Annotated in this window: 18 protein-coding genes and 2 pseudogenes; 11 read left to right on the top strand and 9 right to left on the bottom strand. The window is 66.4% G+C overall.

Translation table 11 applies throughout. The features are described 5' to 3' along the window. Window positions 1-9: 9 nt before the first annotated feature. Complete coding sequence (locus QF047_RS12325) at window positions 10-753, bottom strand: TrkA family potassium uptake protein (RefSeq protein ID WP_306633074.1); 744 nt, start codon at window positions 751-753, stop codon at window positions 10-12. Then, on the bottom strand, window positions 750-1,424 hold the full coding sequence (locus QF047_RS12320; protein ID WP_306633075.1) for a TrkA family potassium uptake protein: 675 nt from the start codon (window positions 1,422-1,424) through the stop codon (window positions 750-752). Before QF047_RS12320 ends, QF047_RS12325 begins: the two co-directional genes overlap by 4 nt. Window positions 1,425-1,545: 121 nt before the next feature. On the opposite strand from QF047_RS12320, the gene QF047_RS12315 reads away from it, so the two are divergent. From QF047_RS12315 to QF047_RS12265, 11 genes and pseudogenes are all read left to right on the top strand, one after another. Next, window positions 1,546-3,522, top strand: coding sequence for an APC family permease (locus tag QF047_RS12315; protein WP_307277385.1), 1,977 nt, complete (start codon window positions 1,546-1,548; stop codon window positions 3,520-3,522). Continuing rightward, a complete protein-coding gene (locus QF047_RS12310) occupies window positions 3,519-4,898 on the top strand; it encodes a class I SAM-dependent RNA methyltransferase (protein WP_307277381.1) in 1,380 nt (459 codons plus the stop codon). The genes QF047_RS12315 and QF047_RS12310 overlap by 4 nt, the downstream gene beginning before the upstream one ends. Window positions 4,899-5,062: 164 nt before the next feature. Continuing rightward, window positions 5,063-7,889: pseudogene (locus QF047_RS12305) on the top strand (aconitate hydratase). A gap of 156 nt (window positions 7,890-8,045) precedes the next feature. Further along, window positions 8,046-10,019, top strand: coding sequence for a 1-deoxy-D-xylulose-5-phosphate synthase (dxs, locus tag QF047_RS12300; protein ID WP_306633081.1), 1,974 nt, complete (start codon window positions 8,046-8,048; stop codon window positions 10,017-10,019). A 32-nt stretch (window positions 10,020-10,051) separates the two neighbouring features. Beyond that, entirely contained in the window at window positions 10,052-10,633 is a 582-nt protein-coding gene (locus QF047_RS12295; RefSeq protein WP_307277376.1) for a DUF402 domain-containing protein, read from the top strand. Then, window positions 10,630-11,190, top strand: a complete 561-nt coding sequence (locus QF047_RS12290) for a hypothetical protein (RefSeq protein ID WP_306633084.1) — start codon at window positions 10,630-10,632, stop codon at window positions 11,188-11,190. Before QF047_RS12295 ends, QF047_RS12290 begins: the two co-directional genes overlap by 4 nt. Before the next feature lie 8 nt (window positions 11,191-11,198). Beyond that, window positions 11,199-12,176, top strand: a complete 978-nt coding sequence (locus QF047_RS12285; protein ID WP_307277373.1) for an aldo/keto reductase — start codon at window positions 11,199-11,201, stop codon at window positions 12,174-12,176. 7 nt (window positions 12,177-12,183) lie between these two features. Further along, window positions 12,184-13,209 carry a nucleoside hydrolase gene (locus tag QF047_RS12280; RefSeq protein WP_307277371.1) on the top strand — a complete coding sequence of 342 codons (1,026 nt, stop codon included), beginning with the start codon at window positions 12,184-12,186 and terminating at the stop codon, window positions 13,207-13,209. Between the two features lie 253 nt (window positions 13,210-13,462). Then, window positions 13,463-14,281 (top strand): ECF transporter S component, encoded by an 819-nt coding sequence (locus QF047_RS12275; RefSeq protein WP_307277370.1) that lies wholly within the window; start codon window positions 13,463-13,465, stop codon window positions 14,279-14,281. 10 nt (window positions 14,282-14,291) lie between these two features. After that, the gene (locus QF047_RS12270; RefSeq protein WP_307277368.1) at window positions 14,292-15,029 is read left to right on the top strand and encodes an energy-coupling factor transporter transmembrane component T; all 738 of its coding nucleotides are present in this window, start codon (window positions 14,292-14,294) and stop codon (window positions 15,027-15,029) included. Window positions 15,030-15,109: 80 nt separating this feature from the next. Next, on the top strand, window positions 15,110-16,708 hold the full coding sequence (locus tag QF047_RS12265) for an ABC transporter ATP-binding protein (protein ID WP_307277365.1): 1,599 nt from the start codon (window positions 15,110-15,112) through the stop codon (window positions 16,706-16,708). A gap of 142 nt (window positions 16,709-16,850) precedes the next feature. Here QF047_RS12265 and QF047_RS12260 read toward each other — a convergent pair. From QF047_RS12260 to QF047_RS12230, 7 genes and pseudogenes are all read right to left on the bottom strand, one after another. Next, window positions 16,851-19,032 (bottom strand): annotated as a pseudogene (locus QF047_RS12260) (3-hydroxyacyl-CoA dehydrogenase NAD-binding domain-containing protein). Further along, a complete protein-coding gene (locus tag QF047_RS12255) occupies window positions 19,029-20,354 on the bottom strand; it encodes an acetyl-CoA C-acyltransferase (protein ID WP_307277362.1) in 1,326 nt (441 codons plus the stop codon). Before QF047_RS12255 ends, QF047_RS12260 begins: the two are co-directional and overlap by 4 nt. A gap of 355 nt (window positions 20,355-20,709) precedes the next feature. Further along, window positions 20,710-22,041 (bottom strand): HRDC domain-containing protein, encoded by a 1,332-nt coding sequence (locus QF047_RS12250; protein WP_307277359.1) that lies wholly within the window; start codon window positions 22,039-22,041, stop codon window positions 20,710-20,712. 88 nt (window positions 22,042-22,129) lie between these two features. Next, window positions 22,130-22,780, bottom strand: a complete 651-nt coding sequence (locus QF047_RS12245; protein WP_307277357.1) for a DUF3000 domain-containing protein — start codon at window positions 22,778-22,780, stop codon at window positions 22,130-22,132. Window positions 22,781-22,838: 58 nt separating this feature from the next. Beyond that, window positions 22,839-23,939: a low specificity L-threonine aldolase gene (locus QF047_RS12240; protein WP_307281921.1), complete on the bottom strand. Its 1,101-nt coding sequence runs from the start codon at window positions 23,937-23,939 to the stop codon at window positions 22,839-22,841. Between the two features lie 31 nt (window positions 23,940-23,970). Further along, window positions 23,971-24,720 (bottom strand): SDR family oxidoreductase, encoded by a 750-nt coding sequence (locus QF047_RS12235; RefSeq protein ID WP_307281919.1) that lies wholly within the window; start codon window positions 24,718-24,720, stop codon window positions 23,971-23,973. Window positions 24,721-24,779: 59 nt separating this feature from the next. Beyond that, window positions 24,780-26,147 (bottom strand): DUF6421 family protein, encoded by a 1,368-nt coding sequence (locus tag QF047_RS12230; RefSeq protein ID WP_307277353.1) that lies wholly within the window; start codon window positions 26,145-26,147, stop codon window positions 24,780-24,782. Window positions 26,148-26,182 lie beyond the last annotated feature (35 nt).

Raw genomic sequence — 26,182 nt, 5'->3', positions numbered from 1 at the left:
TCGAAGAGACTAACCGTCGAACCCGTCGTCCTCCGGGGCCTGCTGGTCCGCGTGGCCCGTGCCGGCGTCAACCCGTGGCCTCGGCGGTTCCGAGGATTCGGGGGAGAGCAGCGCGCGCAGCTCGTCTTCCGCGGCAATGGTCGTGACGAAGAACAGTTCGTCGCCGCCGTCGATGACGTCGTCACGGCTTGGCGTAATCGGTGCATGGTCCCGCAGGATGGCCACCAGGGTGGAGTCCTCCGGCCACTGGATGTCTCCCACGGTGCTGCCGATGACGTGCGAATCGTGCGGGACGGTGAACTCCACCAGCGAGGACACACCGGTCTGGAGCGTGAGCAGCCGGACCAGGTCGCCAATCTCCACGGCTTCCTCCACCAGCGCGGTCATGAGCTGGGGAGTGTTGACGGCAACGTCCACGCCCCATGAATCGTTGAACATCCAGTCGTTTTTAGGATTGTTCACCCGGCCCACGGTGCGGCCGACCCCGAATTCTGTCTTCGCCAGCAGGGATACCACCAGGTTGACTTTGTCGTCGCCGGTGGCTGACACCACCACGTCCGCGTCCTCCACCTTGGCGCCCTGGAGCGTGCTCAGCTCGCAGGCATCACCGACCAGCCAGTGCGCACCGCGAAGTCCGCTGCGCCCAATCACCTCAGGCTTGAGGTCGATCAGCAGGATTTCGTGCTTGTGCGCCAGGAGTTCCCGGGCGATGGACGATCCGACGCTGCCGGCACCCACAATCACAACTTTCACTGGTACTCCTTGGCGGGTGCTTTGGCGAGGATCTGGGAGACCTGGGCGCTCCGGTCAACCTGCAGCATGGCATGTACGGTGTCGCCGTCCTGGTAGGCGGTACCGGCGTCGGGAAGCAATCCTTCGCCGAACCGGGTGAGGTAGGCGACGCGGACGCCGGCCGCTTTTTCGATGCTGCTGACCCGGTGGCCGATCCAGCCGGCGTCGAGATCCAGTTCGGCCAGCACCAGGCGCCCGGAAGGCTCCCGGAAGTCACCGGCCAAGTGCTGTTCCGGGAGGATCCGCCGCAGCACCTGGTCCGCGCTCCAGCGGACCGCCGCCACGGTGGGGATTCCCAGGCGCTGGTAGATTTCGGCCCGGCCGGGATCATAGATCCTGGCCACAACATGGGGCACGTGGAAGGTTTCCCGGGCCACGCGGGTGGCGAGGATGTTGGAATTGTCACCGCTGGATACTGCAGCGAAGGCGTATGCATCGGCAACGCCGGCCTGCTTGAGGGTGTCCCGGTCGAAGCCCACCCCGGTGACCTTGCGGCCCGTGAAGCCTTGGCGGAGCCTGCGGAAAGCCCGGTCGTCCTGGTCGATGATGGCCACGGAATGCCCGGCGTCCTCAAGGGTGTGCGCCAGCGTGGCCCCCACCCGGCCACATCCCATGATCACGAAATGCGCCACCAGTATCTCCTTATGTTTCTTTCCCGTTCGTCCTGCCGCTAGAACTCTACCGTCAGCGTCCCGGATGCCGCTGTTGACCGGCCGTCATGACACAGACCGGGAATCAGACTAGCTTTGTGGAGTGCTGACAATATTCAATGCGGTCAAGCGCGTGCTGGTGGGCAGGCCATTCCGAAATGACCGGATGGCCCATACCCTGCTCCCGAAAAAGATCGCACTTCCGATTTTCGCGTCGGACGCGCTGTCCTCGGTAGCGTACGCGCCGGATGAAATCCTGCTGACCCTGGCCCTGGCCGGGGTCAGTGCCGTGGCCTTCTCGCCGTGGGTGGGCCTGGCCGTGATGGTAGTGCTGCTGACCGTGGTGGCCTCCTACCGGCAGAATGTCCACGCGTACCCTTCCGGCGGCGGTGACTATGAGATCGCCAATGAGAACCTGGGCAAGTTCGCGGGCCTCACCGTGGCGTCGGCCCTGCTGGTGGACTACGTCCTGACGGTTGCCGTGTCCATGTCCTCGGCAGCGTCCTACCTGACGACGGCGGTCCCGTCACTGCACGGCCAGCAGGCCATGATTGCCACCATCGGCGTTGTCATCCTCGCCCTGGTCAACCTGCGCGGCATCAAGGAAGCCGGCAGCGTGTTCGCGGTGCCCACCTATATCTTCATGGCGTCCATTATTGGTATGACGGCCGTGGGCATCTTCCAGGCCGCCACCGGGCAGCTGGGGCAGGCGCCGTCCGCTGCCTTCACGATCGTCCCGGCGGCGGGCTTCGATGAAGGCCTGGTGGGCCTGGCGGGAGCCTTCCTCCTGCTGCGGGCCTTCTCCTCCGGAGCCGCGGCACTCACGGGCGTGGAGGCCATCAGCAACGGTGTCCCGAATTTCAAGGTCCCCAAGAGCAAAAACGCTGCCACCACGCTGCTGCTCCTGGGCGTGATCGGCGCGGCGATGCTGGCGGGCATCATCTACCTGGCCAACGCCACCAAGGTCCACATTGTGCTGGACCCGGCCAAAGAGTTCCTGCTCAACGGCAACCCGCTGCCCGAGGACTACATCCAGAATCCGGCCATCAGCCAGATCGCCCAGACCATCTTCGGGCCCGGCTCCATCCCGTTCTACATCGTGGTGGCCGCCACCGGCGTCATCCTGGTCTTTGCCTCCAATACTGCCTTCAACGGCTTCCCGGTCCTGGGCTCCATCCTTGCCCAGGACGGCTACCTTCCCCGCCAGCTCCGCACCAGGGGCGATCGGCTCGCCTTCAGCAATGGCGTCCTTGCCCTCGCCGCCGGTGCACTGGTGCTGATCATCGCGTTCGACGCCGATGTCACTAAACTGATCCAGCTCTACATCGTGGGCGTCTTCATCTCCTTCACTGCCAGCCAGCTGGGCATGATCCGCCACTGGGGCAGGGAACTGAAACTGGCCAAGGACAAGGCCGTGCGGCGCCGCATGGCGAAGTCCCGCGCCATCAACACCGTGGGCTTCGGCATGACCGCCCTGGTGCTGGTCATCGTCCTGATCACCAAATTCGAGCAGGGCGCCTGGATCGCGCTGCTGGCCATGTTCGTCCTCTTCCTGATCATGTGGAGCATCCGGGCGCACTACGACAATGTGGCCAGGGAACTTGCAGTGGACGCGGATTCCTCACCGCGTGCCCTGCCCACGCGCGTCCATGCCGTCCTGCTGGTGTCCCACGTCCGCAAGCCCGTCCTCCGTGCCCTGGCCTACGCCCGGGCTTCCCGCCCGTCGCGCTTAGACGCGATCACGGTTGACATCGATCCCGAAGAAACGGCACACACGGTGGGCGACTGGGAAAAGCTGGACATTCCCGTGCCGCTGACGGTGCTGGCAAGCCCCTACCGTGAGACGGTCACGCCCATCATGGAGTACGTCAAACAGATGCGGCGGGATTCGCCGCGCGACCTGGTGGTGGTGTACATCCCCGAGTACGTGGTGGGCAAGTGGTGGGAGCAGCTGGTCCACAACCAGACCGCACTGCGCATCAAGACCCGGCTGCACTTCGAACCCGGCGTCATGGTGGCCAGCGTTCCCTGGCAGCTCAAATCATCCGAAGAAGCGAAAAACCTGCAGGACGTCCAATGATTTCAAAGACACAACTCCAGCCGGCACCTGCCGGAGAAGCCGGCACTGAAGTAGTGCTCGACGTCGGACCCGTGGCCCACGGCGGGCACTGCGTGGCCAGGCATGAAGGCCGCGTCATTTTTGTCCGCCACGCCATCCCCGGCGAGAAGGTGCGGGCCCGGCTCACGGACGCTGACGAGAAGGCCAAGTTCTGGCGTGCTGACGTAGTGGAAGTCCTCGAAGCCTCGCCGGACCGCGTGGACCATTTCTGGCACGCGGCGGATTCACGCAGAGCCTGGAGCCACGGCCACCCGCCGGTGGGCGGAGCGGAGTTCGGCCATATCGCCTTGGCCCGCCAGCGCAGTCTCAAGGCAGACGTACTCGCCGAACAGCTCAAGCGGCTCGCCGGCGTCGAGCAACTGCCGGAAAGTCCGGCAGGAACGTCCGTGGAAGCCGTGGGCGGAACGTCCGACGGCGGAAGCGGCCTCGGGTGGCGGACGCGGGCGAGCTTCTCCGTCACCCCCGCCGGCAGGCTGGGGATGCACGCCCACCGTTCCGGGCACATCATCCCGGTAAGGGAGATGCCCCTGGCCACGGACGCCGTCAACAACCTGCGCCTGTGGGACATCGACCTGCAGGGGGTGGACCGCGTGGAGGTGGCTGCGCCGGCGAACGGCTCGCGTCCGCTGGTGCTCCTGGCCCCGGCGGAGGGCACCAAACCCAAGCGGCTCGCGGCCATCGCAGCCCAACTGCCCGCCGACGTATCCGTCGCGGCCTTTGATCCGTTAACGGAAGCCGTCGAGCAGTTGCGCGGACGGCTGTGGGTGCAGGAATCAGCAGCCGGACATGAGTACCGCGTGACCGGCGCCGGGTTCTGGCAGATCCATCGCGACGCGCCCGGGACACTTGTGGGGGCTGTCACAGAATTCCTGCAGGGCGGCGGCTTCCTCCATCCCGGCGCTGTAGTGGCGGACCTGTACGCCGGAGCGGGCCTTTTCACGGCGGTCCTTGCCGACGCGGTCGGCGACACGGGCTCGGTCCTTTCGGTGGAAGGCGCCCCGGGAACGAGCCGCGACGCACGAAAGAACCTGCACGCGGCGCCGCACGTGGAGATCGTCCAGGGCCGTGTTGAGCGCGTCCTCCGCCAGAAACCGCGGGATTTCGACGCCCTGATCCTGGACCCGCCCAGGGCGGGGGCCGGGAAAGCGGTGGTGGGGCAGCTTGTTGCCTCGAACCCCCGGGCCGTCGCCTACGTGTCCTGCGACCCGGCGTCGTTCGCCCGTGACGTGGGGTACTTCCGCCAGGCCGGCTGGGAGCTCTCTGCCCTCCGGGCCTTCGACCTCTACCCGCACACCCACCACCTGGAGACGGTGGCCCTGCTGACTCGGCGTCCCTGATGCCCTAACGTATTTCGACTACTATGGCGGTAGTAGTCCCACGTCGCGCTCCGTAATCACGGCCGGCCGTGTGCAATTTTCGGGCCCGGACATATTAGGGCCTCCTAACTAGCAGGCGGTCAACCGCGCGACAAAGATGAAACTGTTGCGAGAGGAGTCCTGCGATGAGCACTGTGGACAGCTTCGGTTCAAAAGGCAAACTTAATGTAGCCGGAACCGAATACGAAATTTTCCGGTTGAACTCCGTTGAAGGTGCAGAAAACCTTCCGTTCAGCCTCAAGGTATTGCTTGAAAACCTGTTGAGGACCGAGGACGGCGCGAACATCACTGCCGATCACGTCCGCGCCTTGGCAGGCTGGGATCCCAACGCCCAGCCCGATACAGAAATCCAGTTCACGCCGGCACGCGTGATCATGCAGGACTTCACCGGCGTTCCCTGCGTGGTTGACCTGGCGACGATGCGTGAAGCGGTCAAGGAACTGGGCGGGGACCCCAAGCGGGTGAACCCGCTGGCACCTGCCGAAATGGTCATTGACCACTCGGTCCAGATCGATGCCTTCGGCAACTCCGGCGCGCTGGAGCGCAACATGGAGATCGAATACCAGCGCAACGGGGAGCGTTACCAGTTCCTGCGCTGGGGCCAGACGGCGTTTGACGACTTCAAGGTGGTTCCCCCGGGAACCGGCATCGTGCACCAGGTCAACATCGAGTACCTGGCCCGCACCGTGATGACCCGCGAAGTTGACGGCGTTGTGCGCGCCTACCCCGATACCTGCGTGGGCACCGACTCGCACACCACCATGGTCAACGGCCTGGGTGTACTCGGCTGGGGCGTCGGCGGCATCGAAGCCGAGGCCGCCATGCTGGGCCAGCCCGTTTCCATGCTGATCCCGCGCGTTGTGGGCTTCAAGCTGACCGGGTCCATCCCGGCCGGCGCCACCGCCACCGACGTGGTGCTCACCATCACCGAACAGCTGCGCAAGCACGGTGTTGTGGGCAAGTTCGTGGAGTTCTACGGCGAAGGCGTGGCCGCTGTGCCGCTCGCCAACCGCGCCACCATCGGCAACATGAGCCCGGAATTCGGTTCCACCGCCGCCATGTTCCCGATCGACGACGTCACCCTGGACTACCTGCGCCTCACCGGCCGCTCGGAGCAGAACGTGGCCCTCGTGGAGTCCTACGCCAAGGAGCAGGGCCTCTGGCACGATCCTTCCCGCGAGATCAAGTTCTCCGAGTACCTGGAACTGGACCTGTCCACGGTAGTTCCGTCGATCGCCGGCCCCAAGCGCCCGCAGGACCGCATCGAACTGACCGAGGCCAAGGACGAGTTCCGCCACGACCTCAAGAACTATGTCTCCCACGATGCCAACGCCGGCACCCTGGACGAATCGCTGGAAGAGACCTTCCCGGCGTCGGACTCGCCCTCCTTCACGGCAGGCTCCACGCACATCTCCGACACCGACCGTGAACCGCCGAAGTACTCGGCAGCGCACGGGGGAGCGGGACGCATCTCCAGCCCCGTCCCCGTGAAGATGGCTGACGGCCGCGAGTTCGAACTGGACCACGGTGCAGTCACCATCGCCTCCATCACCTCGTGCACCAACACGTCCAACCCCTCGGTCATGCTGGCCGCTGCGGTCCTGGCGCGCAACGCCGTCGAAAAGGGCCTCACCGCCAAGCCTTGGGTGAAGACCTCCGTTGCCCCCGGCTCCAAGGTGGTCACGGACTACTACGAGAAGTCCGGCCTGACCCCCTACCTGGAGAAGCTCGGCTTCTACATCGTGGGCTACGGCTGCGCCACCTGCATCGGCAACTCCGGCCCGCTGGAAGCCGAAATCTCCGAGGCCGTCCAGGCCAACGACCTCGCCGTCGCGGCCGTCCTCTCGGGCAACCGCAACTTCGAAGGCCGCATCAACCCGGACGTGAAGATGAACTACCTGGCCTCCCCGCCGCTGGTCATCGCCTACGCCCTGGCCGGCTCCATGGACTTCGACTTCGAAACCGACGCCCTGGGCAAGGACGAGGCCGGCAACGACGTCTTCCTGAAGGACATTTGGCCGAACCCGGTGGAGGTCCAGCAGGTCATCGATTCCTCCATCGACAAGGAAATGTTCGCCAAGGGCTACGAAGGCGTCTTTGAGGGCGACGCGCGCTGGAAGGCCCTGGACACCCCCGCCGGTGACACCTTCGCCTGGGATCCGAACTCCACCTACGTCCGGAAGCCCCCGTACTTCGAGGGCATGCAGGCACAGCCGGAGCCGGTCACGGACATCACGGGCGCCCGCGTGCTCCTGAAGCTCGGCGATTCGGTCACCACCGACCACATCCTCCCCGGCCGGTTCCTTCAAGTCCGACACCCCTGCCGGGCAGTACCTGCTGGCAAACGGCGTGGAGCGCAAGGACTTCAACTCCTACGGTTCCCGCCGCGGCAACCACGAGGTGATGATCCGCGGAACGTTCGCGAACATCCGCATCAAGAACCAGATCCTGGACGGCGTCGAAGGTGGCTACACCCGCGACTTCAGCCAGGAAGGCGGCCCGCAGGCGTTCGTTTACGACGCCGCGCAGAACTACCAGGCAGCCGGCACTCCGCTGGTGGTCCTGGCCGGCAAGGAATACGGTTCCGGCTCATCCCGTGACTGGGCTGCCAAGGGCACCGCCCTGCTGGGCGTGAAGGCTGTCATCGCCGAGAGCTACGAGCGCATCCACCGCTCCAACCTCATCGGCATGGGCGTCCTGCCGCTGCAGTTCCCCGCCGGCGAATCGGCCGCGACCCTGGGCCTTACCGGCACGGAAACGTTCTCCGTTGAGGGTGTCACCGCCCTGAACGAGGGCACCACGCCCAAGACGCTCAAGGTCACCGCCACGGCTGAAGACGGATCCGCAAAGTCCTTCGACGCAGTCCTGCGCATCGATACCCCGGGTGAAGCGGACTACTACCGCAACGGCGGCATCCTGCAGTACGTGCTGCGCCAGATCTCCGCAAACTAGCGGTTTCTGCCCAGCAGTCAGCACCTCCCGAAGCCCCGGCCGGTCACCGACCAGCCGGGGCTTCGGCTTTGCATTCGAGCTTTTCTGCTGAGTCTGGTCCTGCGGACCGAGGCGTTAGAGTTAAACGGCACGTCTACCACCCGAAGGAGGGGTCATTTGGGAATCTTGGACACCATCCGGAATCCGCAGGACCTGAACGAGTTGTCTGAAGAACAGCTGAACCAGCTGGCTTCAGAGATCAGGGATTTCCTGATCACTAACGTCTCCCAGACGGGCGGCCACCTCGGGCCAAACCTCGGCGTGGTGGAGCTCACGCTCGCCGTGCACCGCATTTTCGACTCTCCCCGCGACAGTATCGTCTTTGACACCGGGCACCAGTCCTACGTCCACAAGCTCCTCACCGGGCGCCAGGACTTCAGTACCCTCCGCCAGCAGGGCGGCATGTCGGGCTACCCGTCCCGGGCAGAATCCGATCACGACATCGTCGAAAGCTCCCATGCTTCCTCGTCGCTGTCCTGGGCTGACGGGATCTCCCGGGCCCGCCAGCTCACCGGTGAAGGCGACCGGCACGTCGTCGCGGTGGTGGGCGACGGCGCACTGACCGGCGGCATGGCCTGGGAAGCGATCAACAACATCGCCGCGGACAAGCGGCGCCGCGTGGTCATCGTGGTTAACGACAACGGCAGGTCCTACGCCCCCACTGTGGGCGGCTTTGCCGATTACCTCGCCTCCCTGCGTCCCACCATCGATTCCTTCCGCGCCACCCCCGCCTATGAACGGGCCCTGGACTGGTGGAAGAAGAAGCTGCAAAACGGCGGACCCATGGGCCAGTTCACCTACAAGAGCCTGCATGCCATGAAGAAGGGCATCAAGGACTGGTGGGCCCCGCAGGGCATGTTCGAAGACCTCGGCATGAAATACATCGGTCCGGTGGACGGCCACAACCTCCAGGCCATGGAACACGCACTGTCCACTGCCAGGCACTATGCCGGGCCCGTCATAGTCCATGCCATGACCGAAAAGGGACACGGCTACGCCCCGGCCCGCGCCCACGAGGCTGACCAGTTCCACGCGGTGGGCATCATCGACCCCGAAACCGGCGAACCCACCGGCAGCGCCGGGGCCCAGTCCTGGACTTCCGTATTCGCTGACGAGATCGCCGCCATTGCTGATGAACGCAAGGACGTTGTGGGCATCACCGGCGCCATGCTCATCCCCGTGGGCCTGCACAAGTTCGCCGCCCGGCACCCGGACCGCGTGATCGACGTCGGCATCGCCGAGCAGCACGCCCTGACCTCGGCAGCAGGCATGGCCTTCGGCGGCCTCCACCCCGTGGTGGCTGTTTACGCAACGTTCCTGAACCGCGCCTTCGACCAGCTTCTGATGGACGTTGCCCTGCACAAGGCCGGCGTGACCATCGTCCTGGACCGCGCCGGCGTCACCGGCCCGGACGGCGCCAGCCACCACGGCATGTGGGACATGTCCATGGTGCAGATCGTCCCCGGCCTGCACCTGGCCGCGCCCCGCGATGCCAGCAGGCTGCGGGAGGAACTCCGCGAAGCCGTGGCCATCAGCGATGCTCCCACGGTGGTCCGCTACTCCAAGGGTTCAGTCGGAGCCGAAGTGGAGGCGCTGGAACGGCTCAGCGACGGCGTGGACGTCCTCTCCCGCCGGCCGTCGGGTTCCACTGAGAACGATGTGCTGATCATCTCCGTTGGCGCCATGTCCGAGCTCGCGCTGGATGTTTCCAACCGGCTCGGCGCCCAAGGCATCAGCACCACGGTGGTGGATCCGCGCTGGGTGCTTCCGGTCCCACGGTCCATCGTTGCGCTGGCATCGCACCACCGCCTGGTGGTCTGCATCGAGGACGGTGTCCGTGCCGGCGGCGTGGGCTCCCGTATCCGTCAGGAGATGCGCGCGGCCGGAGTGGACACCGCCCTGAACGAGGTGGGCCTGCCGGTCGAATTCCTGGACCACGGCACCCGCAACCAGGTCCTGGAGCGCGTGGGCATGACGGCCCAGCAGATTACGCACGACGTCGTAGCCCAGGTTCTGGGGACAAAGGTCCCCTTTGCGCGTCCCCTGCCCGGCCAGCAGCATCCCACCACCGGCAGCCTTCCGATCCTGTGAGGGGAGAGGACCTACTGAAGTATCCGGGCGTTGTGGGGGACCCTGCAGGAGGAAAGCATCCGGGGCCCAGCCGCGAACCGCAGGGCCTTGTTCCCGGCCACCTCGTGGTGGCGCGCAATCGCAAATGGAACGGCAAAGCGCATTGGGTGGTCCCCGGACGCTACCTGGGTGAGGACCGGCACGGCTGGTGGATCTTCCAGGGAACCAACGAATTCTGCTCCCGGCCAGGCGCCGCGTTCTATACAAAGTCTGACGCCGTCCTGCTCATTCCCCGTGAGGGCGACTGGGTGGCCACGTTCTACGACGACGCCCACCCCGGCGGCGTCCGGATCTACATCGACCTGGCCGTGGCGCACGAATGGAACCCGATCCGCCCGGCAGTCACGGAGTTCCACGTCATCGACATGGACCTGGACGTGGTGCGGACAGCGGACCGCGGCGTGTTCATCGACGACGAGGACGAGTTCGCCGAACACCGCGTGGCCATGGACTACCCGCCACACCTGGTGGAAGCACTCGAGGCCTCCACCGGACAGCTTTACCAGGCCGTGAAGGCGGAGCAGGCACCCTTCGACGGCACCGATATTGAATGGTTTACCAAGGGACGGTTATGAGCGGCATTGTCAGGGTCTACAAGCGCGACGACGAGGGCACGCTCCACTTCCGGGAAGCCTGGTTCGACGAGGACTACAGCCAGTTCGTGATGAACTACGGCGCGGTGGGCCACCAGAGCAAGACCGAGGAGACCGACATTCCGGACGCCGCGGCGGCCGAGGGGCTCCTGGACGCTTTTGCGGTCCAGTGCGCCGAGGACGGCTACGCCGAGATCCCCGATGAGGAGCAGTTCTGGGTGGTGGCCCAGTTTGCCCTCAAGACCAGGGAAGGTACCGAGAGGGACCACTACCTGGAGGAAAAAGCCAAGGACGCCCTGATCAGCCACCTCGCCTGGCGGGGGCTCGGCACCGTGGAACGGTCCGAATTCACGGACTTCAAGCTCAACATCTTCTGCCTCTGCCCGGAGGTCAACAAGGCCGTCAACGCCATCAAGGTCTGTGCCCGGAACGAGGACCTGGACTTCACCAAGCTGAGCATCGGCGCAGCCCCGCACAGTGATCCCCGGAACTTCAAGCTCAAGCACTCCGCCAAGCCCGCCACCACCTTCAGCCTTTAGGAGTCTCCGTGACCACCTACCGCCGTGTCGGAAAGTCCGGCCTCACTGTTTCCACCGTTGGCCTGGGCTGCAACAACCTTGGCCGCGCCAACACCCTCACCGAGTCGCAGGAAGCAACCGACGCTGTGGTCCATGCTGCGGTGGATGCCGGAATCACCCTGTTCGACGTCGCGGACACCTACGGCAGGGAACCCGGACTCAGCGAAACAATGCTCGGCAAGGCCCTCGGCAGCAGGCGGGCCGGCGTCGTCGTTGCCACCAAGTTCGGCATGGACATGAAGGGCGCCAGCGGCCCCGACTTCGGCGCCAGGGGCTCCCGCCGCTACATCATCCAGGCCGTGGAAGCCTCGCTCCGCCGCCTGGGCACCGACTGGATCGACCTCTACCAGTTCCACACGCCGGACCCGCTCACCCCAATAGATGAAACCCTGTCCGCCCTGGACACGCTCGTCACCAGCGGCAAGGTGCGCTACATCGGGCACTCCAACAGGGCCGGATGGCAGATCGCACAAGCGGAGTACGTCGCCCGGGAACTCGGGGGTACACGCTTTATCTCAACCCAGAACCACTACAACCTCCTGGACCGGCGGGCCGAGCTTGAAGTCACCCCGGCAGCCGAGGAATTCGGCCTGGGCGTCCTTCCCTACTTCCCTTTGGCCAACGGACTGCTGACCGGCAAGTACGCGCCGGGCTATGCCCCGGACGGCTCGCGGCTCAGCCACACCCGCCAACACATGGTCCACGACGCCGACTGGGACCAGCTGGGCCGGTTCAGCAGCTTTGCCAGGGAACGCGGGCTGAGCGAGATCCAGGTCGCCTTCTCCTGGCTGTCAGCCCAGCCGTCCGTCGCCAGCGTCATCGCCGGCGCCACCCGGCCGGAACAGGTGCGGCAGAACGCCGAAGCAGCGGACTGGATTCCCTCCGAAAAGGACCTCGCGGAGCTGGACAGCATTTTCCCCGCAGTGCCCAAGGTGGCGCTCTTCTAGGACCGCCATGACTGCCTTCCTCCTGGACGTGGACACGGGCATCGACGACGCCCTGGCCCTCGCCTACCTCGCCGCCCTGCCGGACACGGAGTTCGTGTGCGTCACCGCCACGCCCGGAAACGTGGACGCGGACCAAGTGGCGCGCAACACCCTGGCGCTGCTGGAGCTGTGCGGCCGCCCCGGAGTGGAAGTGGCCATCGGCGCCCGCGCACCGCTGTCCATACCGCTGCTGACCACGCCCGAAACCCACGGCCCACAAGGCATCGGATACGCCGTCCTGCCGGAGCCCGCCGGGGCTGTTTCGGAGCGGAACGCCGTGGACCTGTGGGTTGAGCACGCCCGGGCCCGGCCCGGGGAGCTCACCGCCCTGATCACCGCACCCCTGACCAACTTTGCGCTGGCACTCCGGCAGGAACCACGGCTGCCCGAGCTGCTCGCGAAGGTGGTCATCATGGGCGGCAGCTTCTACCATCAGGGCAACACAACACCCACTGCAGAGTGGAACACGCACGTGGACCCGCACGCGGCCAAGGAAGTCTACGCCGCCTTTCAGGGCCGGCCGCTGGAAAGGCTCCCGATTGTCTGCTCGCTGGACACCACCGAGCGGATGGAACTGCACCCCGACCATGTCCGGCAGCTGGCGGAGGCCGCCGGCGCCACGGTTCCCGAACTGGTGCTCCCCGGCCAGCCGGAGGGCCTGCGCAGCACCTCCGGCACCACGCTCGTCCGGCACTTGTCCGACGCCCTGCGGTTCTACTTCGAATTCCACCGGCACTACGACCAGGGCTACCTGGCCCACGTCCACGATTACTTCGCCGCCGGCGTCGCCGCAGACACCCTGGACTTCGAGGCCCGGCCCGCCACCGTGGACGTGGAAACTGGTTCACAGATGCTGATGGGCACCACCGTTGCCGACTTCCGTGGCCTCTGGGGAATCCCACCGAATGCCCGAGTGGTGTCCGCAAACCATCCCGAAGCTGCCTTCCGGGAGCTGGTGACCGCCGTCGGCAGCCTGGCCCGCCGGCTGGGTTGAGCAGTCCCGGTGGTTGAGCCTGTCGTCCGGGTGGTTGAGCCTGTCGTCCCGGTGGTTGAGCCTGTCGAAACCCCGGGGGTTCGACAGGTTCAACAACCGAAACTCTTCGCGCTGCCGCAGGGGGCGCCGCGGTAGAATTATCCACGGACCGGACAGGCGCAGATTGCCTGCCGGCTGCTGCTGAGGTGACATAGGCGGCGCTCCATGCGGCACGGGCTTCCCGGGCCGTCCGTGCGCACCCTGAAGGAACTCCATGTCATCGCACTCCCTGACGTTGCCGTCCACGTCACCTGCAGCAGTCCGCAAACGCCGGCTGCTGGAAATCCTTGGCGCCGTGGCCATTGCCGGCACCTACCTTTATCTGGTCCTCAACCAGCCTGCTGACATTACCGGCGGACCGGGAAGTGCCTCGGCCCTGATCGCTTTGTCCGGCTTCCTGGCCGGTGCCATCCTGCTCATTGTTGCCGTCCTGCCTGCCTTGCCGACGTCCACCCTGGTGTTGATTCCGGTGGCCCTGGTGCTCAACATCGTCCTCGGCCAGTTCGTTGGCAGCACCCTGGTGCCGTTCTACCTCGACGCGATCGGTACCGTGCTGGTCGCGGTCCTCGCTGGCCCGGCCGCCGGTGCGGCAACCGGTGCCCTGAGCAGCATCGTCTGGTCCTTCTTCAACCCCACCGTGCTGCCGTTCGCCGCCGGGGCCGCGTTGATCGGGTGCCTCGCCGGCCTCGCCGCCCGCTACGGCCTTTTCCGCCGCTTCTACCTGGCACCCGTGGCCGGATTTGTCACCGGCATCGTCGGCGGAGTGGTATCTGCCCCCGTGGCCGCTTTCGTCTTCGGCGGCACGTCCGGCCTTGCCACGGGCGCGATTGTCAGCGCCTTCCGCTCCATGGGGGACAGCCTCCTGGCAGCCATCACTAAGCAGGCCCTCATCTCCGACCCCATGGACAAGGCCATCGTGTTCACCGTCGTGGCCGTGCTCATCTACGCCCTGCCCCGGCGTGCGAGCCTGCAGTTCCCGTTTGTCCGGCGGCACCGCGTGCTGGCCGGCAAGGCTTCGGAACAGGGCGCCTGACAGACTCCCGATGCGACTGCATCCGCTGACCTCCCTCGCGGCCGCCGGCAGTACCGCAATCATCACGACGGCGGCAGCGTACCTGCCGTTGTCGCTCACCGTGATAGCGGCGGCACTGGGCCTCGCCGGCTGGAGCGGCACGTTGCGCCGGCTGGTGCCGGCGGCAGCTGCCATCCTGGTACCGCTGTGTGTATCGCTGCTGGTGCTGCATGGCCTGTTTTTCCCGGAAGGCCATACCGTGTTGGCCCAGTGGGGCCCGGCGCGCGCCACGTCCGAGGGGCTCTCCTTCGCACTGCAGCGGGCGGCCCAGCTTTCCGCCGCGGTCCTGGCCCTCCTGGTGTTCTCCTTCAGCGTAAGTGTGCCCGACCTGGTGGCGGCCTTGTCGGCCAAAGGCGTTCACGGACGGTTTGCCTTCGTGCTGGCGTCCACCCTGACCTTGCTGCCTGCCATCACAGCCCGGCTGGAGCGCATCCGCCAGGCCCAGGAAGCACGCGGGCTGGTGATCCGGCATGGCCTCCCGGCCCGGGCCGCGGCCTTCCGCCTGCAGGTGGTTCCGCTGGTGACCGCCCTCGTTGAGGACGCGGCAACCCGCGCCGCGGCCCTGGAAGCCCGCGGCTTCGGCAGCACCGGCCCCCGGACCAGCTACCGCGACGTACCGGACCGGCCGGGGGAGCGATGGCTCCGGATTGTCCTGCTGCTGGCCGCCGCCGCTGCGGTTGCCGCCCGGTTGTTCCAGCCGGGAGCCTAGGTGAAATCCACCATCGGATTGTCCTGCTGCTGGCCGCCACCGCTGCCGTTGCCGCCCCGTTGTTCCAGACGGGAGCCCAGGTGAAATCCACCATCGCCCTTGCCGCTGGCATCGGGAGCTTCGCTTTCCATGACAACGACGCGCCGGTCCTGCGTGACGTGCACATCTCCTTCCAGCCCGGAACTTTTACGGCAATCCTCGGGCCGTCCGGCAGCGGCAAATCAACGCTGGGCCGGCTCCTGGCAGGTTGGCTTCCCCCAGGACCGGGCGGACGGCTGCAAGGGTGGCTGACCCTTGCGGAAACGACGCTCGAGTTCCAGGGAGCAGCGGACGATCCGCGAATCAACCCCGCCCAGTGGGCCCGGCGGGTGGGTTTCGTTCCGCAGGACGCATCAGCCATCCTGTCCACAGTCCGGGCCACCGTCGCCGAAGAACTGGCGTTCGGCCTGGAAAATGGCGGCACGGAACGGTCTGCCATGGAGGCCGCCGTGGCAAGGACTGCGGGACTGCTTGGCCTCAGCCAGCTGCTGGAGCGCCACCCGGACACGCTCTCCGGCGGACAGCTGCGGCGCCTCGCCATCGGGTGCGCCGTCATCGCGGAGCCCGAAGTGTTGATCATGGACGAGCCCTTTGCCTCCCTGGACGCAGCCGGGGCGGACGAACTCGCCATCCTCCTGAACTCGCTCGTAACGCGGGGGACCGCCGTCGTGATCCTCAGCCAGGCCATTGACGAGGCAATCCTCCGGGCAGAACGCTGGATTGTCCTCGACGCCGGCACTGTGACGGCAACCGGAACTCCGGCTGAGCTTACTGCCGCGGCGGGACGGCTGCCGGCCGGCATTCGCTGGGCCGGCACCAGGCCGGGTGCAACGCGGGATCCCCGGCCGGTTCCCCGCCAGAATCGCGGGGCAAGGTTCCGGAACGGTGACGCCCCGGATGATCAACGGGATCATCATCCTGCCGGCGCTCTTCCTGTCCTGGAGCTCCGGGGTGTGGGCTTCGGATACGCGGACAAGTCACGGCGAAGCAGGAAGGCCAGGGCAGCCGCAGACGGGGCTCCGGCGGAAGGGCCTCAACAAGTGCTCCGGGACATCGACCTTGAGCTCCTTGCAGGGGAGATCGTTGCCGTGACCGGACCCAACGGGGCGGGGAAATCCACCTTCCTGCGGCACCTCAACGGGTTGCTGCGGCCCACCTCGGGCTCCGTCCTGGTGCACGGTGAGGACATTGCAGCCAGGCCGGTGGGTGAGGTGGCGGCGTCCGTGGGCCTGCTGTTCCAGAACCCGCGCCACCAGTTGTTCGAACAGACTGCCGCCCGGGAGGTGCGGTTCGGCCTGGACCGGCGCTTCGGCGCCAGTGAAGCGGCAGCCAGAACCGGGGCCGCGTTGGCTGCTGTCGGATTGTCCGCAGCTGCAGGTGAGCACCCCGCTGAGCTGCCGGCTTCGCGGCAACGGCTGCTGGCCCTGGCGACCGTCCTGGCCCGCAAGCCGGCGGTGCTGGCTTTGGACGAGCCCACCGTGGCCCTGGACGGGGACGGGCTTCGGCTGCTGGACGCTGCGGTGAGGAGCGCAGCAGCGGCGGGCGCCGCCGTCGTCCTGGTCACCCATGACGTGCCCTACGCGCGTTCGGTGGCGGACCGATGGTTGACGCTCGACGGCGGGCGGCTTGCAGCGCGCTGAGCCCGGGACGACGCGAAGGGAGAGGCACTGCACACGGCACGTACATCAAGGGCTGCGTCCGGAAGAACCGGACGGAGCCCTTGCTGTGTGCGCTGATCCTGCCGGGCGCTGGAGTTAGGCGCTGGTTCCCAGGAGTTGATTCCTAGGCCTTGGCAGGTTGGCTTGCGCCCGGACGGGAAGCCGCGCCGGGCGGCAGGAACCGCTTGCCGTTGACCCGTTCTGAGGCTCCCACCCGGTCCAGGTAGGGGGTGATGCCGCCCAGGAAGAGTGGCCAGCCGGCGCCGAGGATCATGCAGAGGTCGATGTCTTCCGGCCCCGCAACCACACCTTCCGCCAGCATCAGGCCGATCTCCTCGGCGAGGGCGTCCTGGGTGCGGCGCAACACCTCGTCCGCGGTCGAGGGGCTGGTTCCGAAGGACATCAGGGACAGCGTGGATTCGGGGATCACCTGTGAGCCGTCCGGACCTGGAGCCCACAGGCTCTTGACGCCGTTGTCGATCAGCTTCTGCAGGTTGGCGGACACCGTGAAGCGCTCACCAAACGCGGCATGCAGTGATTCCTGCACGTGCTGTGCCACCGGAAGGCCGACCATCGCGCCGAGGGTGAAAGGCGTCATGGGCAGGCCCATGGGGCGGAGCGCGTTGTCGGCCACTTCGGCGGGAGTGCCTTCATCGAAGGCAGCCGTCACCTCGCCCATCAGCCGCAGCAGGATGCGGTTGACCACAAAGGCTGCGGCGTCCTTGACCAGCACCCCCGTTTTCTTCAAGGCCTTTGCGAGTTCAAATGCGGTGGCCAGCACGGCGTCATCGGTCCGCGGGGCACGGACGATCTCCAGCAACGGCATCACGGCCACCGGGTTGAAGAAGTGGAAGCCCGCCAGCCGTTCCGGGTGCTGCAGGTCCTCAGCCATGGCCGTGACGGACAGCGAGGAGGTGTTGGTGGCGAGGATGCATTCCGGGGTAACAATCTGCTCCAGTTCGGCGAACACCTGCTTCTTGACGTTCAGCTCTTCAAAAACCTGCTTCGATCACAAAGTCTGCGTCCGCGAAAACATCCTTCGAGACGGACCCGGTCACCAGGGCCTTGGTGCGGTTGGCGGCGTCCTGGCTGATGCGCTTCTTGGCCAGGAGCTTGTCCACTTCGGCGTGGACGTAGCCCACGCCTTTGTCCACCCGGGCCTGGTCGATGTCCGTCAGCACCACGGGCACCTTCAATTGGCGGGCGAAGACCAGCGCCAGCTGGCTTGCCATCAGGCCTGCGCCAACCACGCCCACTTTTGTGACCGGGCTGGCCAGTGCGCGGTCCGGGGCGCCGGCCGGACGCTTGGACCGCTTCTGGACCAGGTCCAGGAAGGCGTACACGGTGGCACGGAATTCGTCGGTCTGCATCAGTTCGGCGAGCGTTTCGCACTCCAGCGCCGCGGACTCGGCCCGGGTCATGGTGCGGTTGGCTTCCAGGATGTCCAGGACCTTGCCGGGAGCGGGGGCTGCGTTGGACATTTTCGCTTCCACCAGTGCCCGTCCGGCTGCCACCGCTGCCGACCAGCGCGCGGCCGTTTCCGGATCAGCGGGGTCGACGGCGTTGGGACGCTCAGGCGCCACCTCGCCGGAGATGACTTTCGCGGCCCAGGCAAGGGATTGTTCGAGGAAGTCCGCCGGTTCGAACATGGCGTCGGCAATGCCGAGCGCGAACGCCTGCTGGCCGGTGAGCGTGCGGTTGTTGCTGAGGGCGTTCTCGATCATGACCTTCACCGCGTTCTCCGGGCCGATGAGCCGGGGCAGGAGGTACACCCCGCCCCAGCCGGGAACCAGGCCGAGGAAGGCTTCCGGCAGGGCCAACGCCCCCGCGCCGGTGGACACAGTGCGATAGGTGGACTGCAATGCGATCTCCAGGCCCCCGCCCAGCGCCAGGCCATTGATGAACGCGAAGCTTGGCACGCCGAGGTTGGCGAGGGTGGCGTACACATCGTGGCCCAGCTGGGCCATCCACAGTCCATGCTCGCGCTCTTCCAGGTTCTTGACGGCGGAGAGGTCAGCACCGGCCACCAGGAAATACGGCTTGCCGGTCACGCCCACGCCCGCTATCTCGCCTCGCCGGGACCGCTCCCGGAGTCCCTCAAGCACCGTTCCCAGCTCCACCAGCGTGTTCGGCCCAAGGGTGGTGGGCTTGGTGTGGTCCAGGCCGTTGTCCAAAGTGATGAGGGCGAAGGTGCCGGGGCTGGGCTTGCCGGCCGGTGCGGGGAGTTCGATGTCCTGGACGTAGGAATGCGTCACGGTCTCATGGGGGAAGAGATCGGCAAGCCTGGTGAAATCTGCGGCGCTCATGCGGCTCCTTCAGTAGCGGTTTCGGCGGCGGTAACTGAATCAGCGGCGGTAACTGATTCGGCGGCGGATCCCGGCAGGGCGCCGCTGTAGCCGGCGTGGTGGGGGTTCTCCCAGATCACTGTGGCACCCATACCCAACCCGACGCACATGGTGGTGATGCCGTACCGCACGGAGTGATCCTCCTCGAACTGCCGCGCCAGCTGGTTCATTAGACGCACGCCCGAGGATGCGAGCGGATGGCCCACCGCGATGGCGCCGCCGTAGCGGTTGACGCGGGGATCGTCGTCGGCAATGCCGAAGTGCTCCAGGAAACTCAGTACCTGGACGGCAAAGGCTTCGTTGATTTCGAACAGGCCGATGTCGTCGATGGAGAGGCCGGCGTTTTTCAGCGCCTTCTCCGTGGCGGGAACAGGACCGATGCCCATCACCTCGGGTTCAACCCCGGCATAGGCGTAACTGACCAGCCGCATCCGGACCGGCAGCCCCAGTTCGGCGGCGGCATCGGCGGATGCCAGGATGGCGGCGGTGGCGCCGTCATTGAGTCCCGCGGCATTTCCTGCGGTAACGCGCCCGTGCGGACGGAACGAGGTGCGGAGCGCCGCCAGGTCTGCGGCCGTGGTGCCCGGGCGTGGTGGCTCGTCAACCGTGTTGAGGGTCCAGCCCTGGCCTGGCTTCAGGGTTGCCACGGGAACGAGGTCCGGCTGGATCCGGCCGTTGCGGCGGGCGGCGTCAAACTTGGCCTGTGACGCGACCGCATACGCGTCGGTCCGGTCCCTGGTGATGGACGGAAACCGGTCGTGCAGGTTCTCCGCCGTGTTGCCCATGTTCAGCGCTGCCGGGTCCACCATGCGTTCGGACATAAAACGGGGATTGGGGTCGGCGCCCGAGCCCATCGGGTGGTTGCCCATGTGTTCCACACCGCCGGCGATCACCACGTCGTAAGCGCCAAAACCGATACCGCCGGCGGTGGTTGTTACGGCGGTCATGGCGCCGGCGCACATCCGGTCGATCGCAAAGCCGGGAACGGTCCTGGGAAGACCAGCCAGGAGGGCCGCGGTCCGGCCCAGGGTGAGGCCCTGGTCGCCGGTCTGGGTAGTGGCGGCGATGGCAACCTCGTCAACGCGTTCGGGCGGCAGCGACGGGTTCCGGCGCAGGAGTTCGCGGAGGCATTTCACTATCAGGTCGTCGGCCCGGGTTCCGGCATAGATGCCTTTTTCTCCCGCCCGGCCAAAGGGGGTACGGAGGCCGTCGACAAAAATGACGTCCCGGACACTGCGCGTGGATGCGCTGCTGTTTTCTCCGCTGGAGCGGGCTTGGCTCACGTGTAACTCCTCATCGAGACGTAGGCGCCGGCGCATGCCGCAATACGGCAAGCAGCCAAACGGCAATACCTGCGATGTTACTCGTGAGTAACTTAGTCGGCAAGGCCCCCGTGGAAGGACGCTCTCTCACTTAAGGCGCCTTTTTGGCCAACGCTCGCTCGCTTTCTTCAAGAAAGTGGGAGAGCGTTGCTCAAATCCACGCATCAAGTGATCGAGCGTTGCCCAAATGCACGCATCAAGTGATCGAGCGTTGCTCAAATCCACGCATTAAGTGAGAGAGCGTTTCCAAAATTCATGCATCAAGTGGGAGGGCGTGGGGATTCGGTTTGGGAGCCCGGGGCCCCATCAGCGCCTGTTACCCCGCTGCGGCTACGTCCGGCTTGGGTTCCTTGGCCGGCAAGGGCTGCGGATGGAGGAACGCGTCCGTGATGAGGGGCGCTGCGAGGTCCACCTGCCATTCGCGGGCGCCCAGAGCGCGGAGTTCGGCAGCGAGGGATGCCTCGGTGATCTCTGCCGGAGGCCGCCAGGCGACGCGGCGCAGGTAATCGGGGGCCAGGAGGTTTTCCAGCGGCAGGTTCAGCTGGTCGGCTTTCTCCTGCAGCATGGGACGGGCGGTGGCCAGCCGTGCGGCGGCTTCCGGGTCCCGGTCGGCCCAAACACGCGGCGGCGGGGGTGCGTTGGTGGCCAGGTGCAGCGGCGGAAGTTCAGCCAGGTCGCGGGCCGTGGCGATGCACCGCAGCCAGCGGGGAGCTTCGCGTTGGGCTGCGCGCCCGTGGAAGCCTTTGGTGCCCAGCAACTGGGGCACGGTGGACGGCATGGCCTTGGCAGCGGCAACCAGGGCCGAGTCGGGGATCAGCCGGCCCGGGGCCACGTCCCGCTTCCGGGCCAGGGAATCGCGTTCCAGCCACAGCTCCCGGACGGCTGCCAGCTGGCGGCGGTCACGGATCTGGTGCAGGCCGGATGTTTTCCGCCACGGGTCAATGCGGGCCGGGGGCAGTCCTGCGGCCAGGATGGCGGCAAACTCCTGCTCCGCATACTCCAGCTTGCCGTCTGCCTCGAGGAGTTCGATCAGTTCCTCCCGCAGCTCGGTGAGGACCTCAACGTCCAAGGCGGCGTACCGCAGCCACGGCTCGGGCAGGGGCCGGGTGGACCAGTCCGCCGCGGAGTGCTCCTTGGCGAGCCCGAAGCCCAGCAGCTGTTCAATGACGGCGGCAAGGCCCACCCGCGGCAGGCCGGCCAGGCGGGCTGCCAGTTCGGTATCAAAGAGCTTGTCCGGCCACATCCCCAGCTCGGACAGGCAGGGGAGGTCCTGGCTGGCCGCGTGCAGGATCCATTCAACGCCGTGCAGGGCGTCGTTGATGATGTCCAGGTTGTCAAAGGGTTCGGGGTCGATCAGCCAGGTCCCGGCGCCTTCGCGGCGGATCTGGACCAGGAAGGCGCGCTGTCCGTAACGGAAACCGGAGGCGCGCTCCGCGTCCACTCCGGCCGGTCCGGTACCGGCGGCGATGGCGGCTGCGCAGCGCTCCAGTCCGGCTTGCGTTTCGATGACCAGCGGAACGCCGTCGCGGGGCGAATCGAGCTCAATGATTTCGGGGATGGGGGCGTCAAAGCCCTCCACCGTGATGTGGGGTGCGGTCTCAGCAGCCGGGACGCCGGCCGTGGTGTTTTCCGGAATGTTAGGGGTCATGATGCCCTTAGTTTACCGGCCGGCCGGATCCGGACTGCCGCCGAAAGCCCCCACGGGCTTTGCCTGCCCTTCGCCACGCGCCGCGCCATTAGTTCCGGCGCCGCTGCGGGAGCGGGGTGACGCCGTCCGGAAGGGGCGGCAGGCCGGCGAACGTGCACACCATGTCGGACCAGGCTTCGAGGTGGGCGGTGACATCGGAGGTGGCGGGGGTCCAGGAGGCGCGGAGTTCGATGTCAATGGACCCGGGCCTGTCCGCCAGGGTTCCAAAGCTTTCGGAAAGAACCCGGGTTGCCGTGCCGCCGGCGGCGCGGTACGGCGCTTTGTGGTTCTCAAGCGCCTCGACAAGCCAGGTCCACGCCACTTTTCCCAGCATCTCGTCGTTGCCCATCTCCGGTTCGAGCTGTGCCCGGATATAGGTGACGATGCGGAACTCGCCGTCCCACACGGCCGAGCCCTCGGGGTCATGGAGCAGGATGAAACGCCCCGTTGCCAACTCTGTCCCGTCGTCGTCCGCGGTTCCTGAGGCAGCTGCCAAGGCCATCGCGGCAGGGCCATGCACGGGAGTGGAGGCGGTTCCCGGCCCCGGTGCCAGGACCTCCGCGCCCAGCGCTACGGCGAAAGGCGCCAGGCGTGCGGGCGCCGGGATCTCCGCAAGGTGGAGTTCCCCGCGGCACCGGGCTTTCCTGAGGGTTCCCAAGGCGTGGAGAAATTCCGGGGGAACCTGGTCAAGTGCGTTCACCTTCGCAGGTTACGCAACCGGGCCGGTGACGGCGGGAAGGCTCGCCGTCGTCCTGCCGTCACTGGCCGGCCTGCCCGCTCCCGTCAGCGCCAAGTTCGTGCCGGATTGCTGCAGCAAAGGCATCAATATCCTCCTCGGTGGTATCAAACGAACACATCCAGCGCACTTCCCTGGCTGCCTCGTTCCAGTCGTAGAAACGGAAGGACGTCCGCAGCCGGTCCGCTACACCTTCAGGAAGGATGGCAAAGACGCCGTTGGACTCGGTTTTCTGCGTCGGCTCCACACCGTCGATGGTGTCGACGGCGGCGCGCAGCCTGGCTGCCATCGCGTTGGCGTGCGAGGCGGACCGCAGCCAGAGGTCACCTTCCAGGAGGGCGATGAACTGCGCTGACATAAAGCGCATCTTGGAGGCCAGTTGCATGTTCATCTTGCGCAGGTACACCAGCCCGTGCGCCGCCTCGGGGTTCAGTGCCACCACCACCTCACCGAACAGGAGCCCGTTTTTGGTGCCGCCGAAGGAAAGGATGTCCACGCCGGCGTCCCGGGTGAATGCGCGCAGCGGGACCTGAAGGTGCGCTGCCGCGTTCGCCAGCCGGGCACCGTCCATGTGGAGCTTCATCCCCTTGGAATGGGCGTGGTCGGCGATGGCCCGGACCTCCTCCGGGGTGTAGCAGGTGCCCAGTTCGGTGGTCTGGGTGATGGAGACGGCGAGCGGCTGGGCCCGGTGTTCGTCGCCCCAGCCCCAGGCCTCGCGGTCGATCAGTTCCGGCGTCAGCTTGCCATCCGGTGCGGGGACGTGCAGGAGCTTGATTCCCCCGATACGTTCCGGCGCGCCGTTTTCGTCCATGTTGATATGGGCGGTGGACGCGCACACCACGGCGCCCCAGCGGGGGAGCAGCGACTGCAGGGACAGGACATTGGCGCCCGTGCCGTTGAAGACCGGGAAGCTCTCGATGCCGGGGCCGAAATGGTCCTCCAGCACGTCCTGCAGCCTCGCGGTGTACTCGTCCTCGCCGTAGGACACCTGGTGGCCCTCGTTGGCGGCGGCCAGTGCCGCCAGGATTTCGGGATGGACACCAGAGTAGTTGTCCGAGGCGAACCCGCGAATGGTGGGATCGTGCAGCCGGATTCCGGTGGCAGTTTCAGCTGTTGTTGTCATGGCTTTGGTCACGCTTTCAGTCTAAGTACAGTCATGAGGCCACCTGGTTCGCCAGCACGATCCGGCTGCCGTTCAGCTTGTCGGCCGGGCTTTCAAAGAGACCGACGACGGCGCGGGCAAGGTCCGCCACGTCGGTGGCGCCGGGGAAACTGCGTTCCGGATGGTTGCGGCGCATCGCGTCGTCCACCAGGGCCTTGACCACCAGGACGACGGCGGCCGGCCCGCCTGGGTTGTTGCCTGAGCCAGGGTCTTTGTTGTCGGTGGCGCCGTTGGCGGCTGCCCGGCGGAAGCCGTCCGCCATGGCCATTGTCCAGGCTTCGGCCGCGGCTTTGGCAGCGACGTAGCTGGCGGTTGCTGCCGCCGGCTTGTCCACGGCTGTGGAGGACACCATCGCAAAGCGGCCATGGTGCGAGGCGGCAATATCCCCATAGAACACGCGGGAGACGTTCCGGAGCGTGGTGATGGCGCCCCGTTCCAGGAAGTCCCAGTCCTCGTCCGTCTGGTCGGCGATGCCTTTGGCTCCGCGCCAGCCGCCCACCAGGTGGATCAGGCCGTCTACGTGCCCACCGGCCGCGAGCACCGACGTCCGCAGCTGCCGCACATCCGCCAAAGCGGCGAGGTCGCACACGAGGCCCGTGACGCCGTCGCCCGCCTGCTGCACTGCGGCGTCGATCCTTGCCTGGTCCGAACCGACGGTGAAGACCCCGTGGCCGGCGTTGTGGAGCGCCCGAGCGACGGCGATGCCGGACGGTCCACTGCCGCCGGTTACCAGGATGTTCAGCCGCGGGACCCCGGCTTGCGGTGCCGCTGACCCTGATTCTGTTGTTGCCGGTTCCTCCGTCACAGTGCGGAGGCTCCGGTGATTCCGGCGGTGGATTCGATGACGTGGCGCATCTTCTTCTCTAATGCTTCATAGAACATGGACAGCGGAAACTCGTCCTCCAGCACCTGGTCCGTCAGGCCGCGCGGCGGACCAGCCAGTGCCAGCGCTTCGGGACCCTTGGCCCAGAGGGATGCCGGGTTAGGAGTAACGGTAGCGGAGATGAGCTGGTACGCGGCGAGCCAGTGCGCGGTCTTCGGCCGGTCGATGGAACGCCAGTACAGTTCATCGATGGTGGCTCCCAGGGCGATGACGGCATCCGCCACCTCGTCCCAGTCGATGGTGAGCCGTGTGTCGGTCCAGTGCAGGACGTGCTGCTGGTGCAGCCAGGCGAACAGGAGCTGGCCGCCGAGTCCGTCGTAGTTGCGGACGCGGCTGCCGGTGATCGCAAAGCGGAAAATCCGGTCGAAGATGATGGCGTACTGCACGAGCTTGGCGTGGCGGCGCGCCTCCAGGTCGGCGTCGTCATCCTTTTCGATCCGGACCGATTCGCGGAAGGCGGTCAGGTCGCAGCGCAGCTCTTCCAGTGAGTACAGGAAGTACGGCATCCGCTGCTTGATCATGAACGGATCGAACGGAAGGTCGCCGCGCATGTGGGTCCGGTCGTGGATGAGGTCCCACATCACGAAGGTGGCCTCCGTCAGGTCCTGGTCAGCGAGGAGTTCCGCCGCTCCTGCGGGGAGTTCCAGGCGGGTGGTCTCGGCGGCGGCCTTGAGCACCCGGCGGAACCGGGCGGCTTCCCGGTCAGCGAAAATGGCGCCCCAGGTGAACGTCGGGGTTTCGCTGACCGCAACGGTCTCCGGGAACAGTACTGCGGAGTTGGTGTCGTAGCCGGCAGTGAAGTCCAGGAAACGGATGGGGACGAACAGCTTGTTCGAGTACTCAGCGGCCTCCAGTCCGGCAATGAACTCTGGCCAGATCACTTCAATCAGGACGGCCTCAACCAGCCTGTTGCTGCTGCCGTTCTGCGTGTACATGGGGAAGACCACCAGGTGCTGGAGACCGTCCTGGCGCTGTTCCTGGGGCTGGAAGGCGAGCAGCGAAGACAGGAAGTCTGGGACGGCGAAACCTGTGGCCTCCCAGGCGGAAAAGTCTTCGACGACGGCATCCAGGTAGGCGGCATCGTGCGGGAACGCGGGGGCAAGGCCGCGCACCGCATCAACGATGCCTCGGACGTACCGGGATGCCTCACCATGGTTTGCCGGGTCGGGAATGGAGCCGTCCTTCACCTGAAGCGCCTGGATGGCAGTGGCTGCCTCCTTGAGCTTGGCCCAGTCCTGGTTTTCTGCGGAAATCCGGGTGGAAGCGGTGATCAGTGTTTCGGTCATCGTCGGCGCCTTTCTGGTTGCTTGCTATCTACGGC

It is taken from the genome of Arthrobacter sp. W4I7 (assembly GCF_030816215.1).
Classification (GTDB): Bacteria; Actinomycetota; Actinomycetes; order Actinomycetales; family Micrococcaceae; genus Arthrobacter; species Arthrobacter siccitolerans_A.
The sequence above is the reverse complement of the archived record's forward strand: the minus strand, read 5'-3'. Positions and strand labels throughout refer to the sequence as shown.

Coding starts and splice junctions, on each gene's coding strand:
- QF047_RS12310 (WP_307277381.1), top strand. CDS start 3,519: ATGATTTCAAAGACACAACTCCAGCCGGCACCTGCCGGAGAAGCCGGC.
- QF047_RS12290 (WP_306633084.1), top strand. CDS start 10,630: ATGAGCGGCATTGTCAGGGTCTACAAGCGCGACGACGAGGGCACGCTC.
- QF047_RS12280 (WP_307277371.1), top strand. CDS start 12,184: ATGACTGCCTTCCTCCTGGACGTGGACACGGGCATCGACGACGCCCTG.
- QF047_RS12275 (WP_307277370.1), top strand. CDS start 13,463: ATGTCATCGCACTCCCTGACGTTGCCGTCCACGTCACCTGCAGCAGTC.
- QF047_RS12270 (WP_307277368.1), top strand. CDS start 14,292: ATGCGACTGCATCCGCTGACCTCCCTCGCGGCCGCCGGCAGTACCGCA.
- QF047_RS12250 (WP_307277359.1), bottom strand. CDS start 22,041: ATGACCCCTAACATTCCGGAAAACACCACGGCCGGCGTCCCGGCTGCT.
- QF047_RS12240 (WP_307281921.1), bottom strand. CDS start 23,939: ATGACAACAACAGCTGAAACTGCCACCGGAATCCGGCTGCACGATCCC.
- QF047_RS12230 (WP_307277353.1), bottom strand. CDS start 26,147: ATGACCGAAACACTGATCACCGCTTCCACCCGGATTTCCGCAGAAAAC.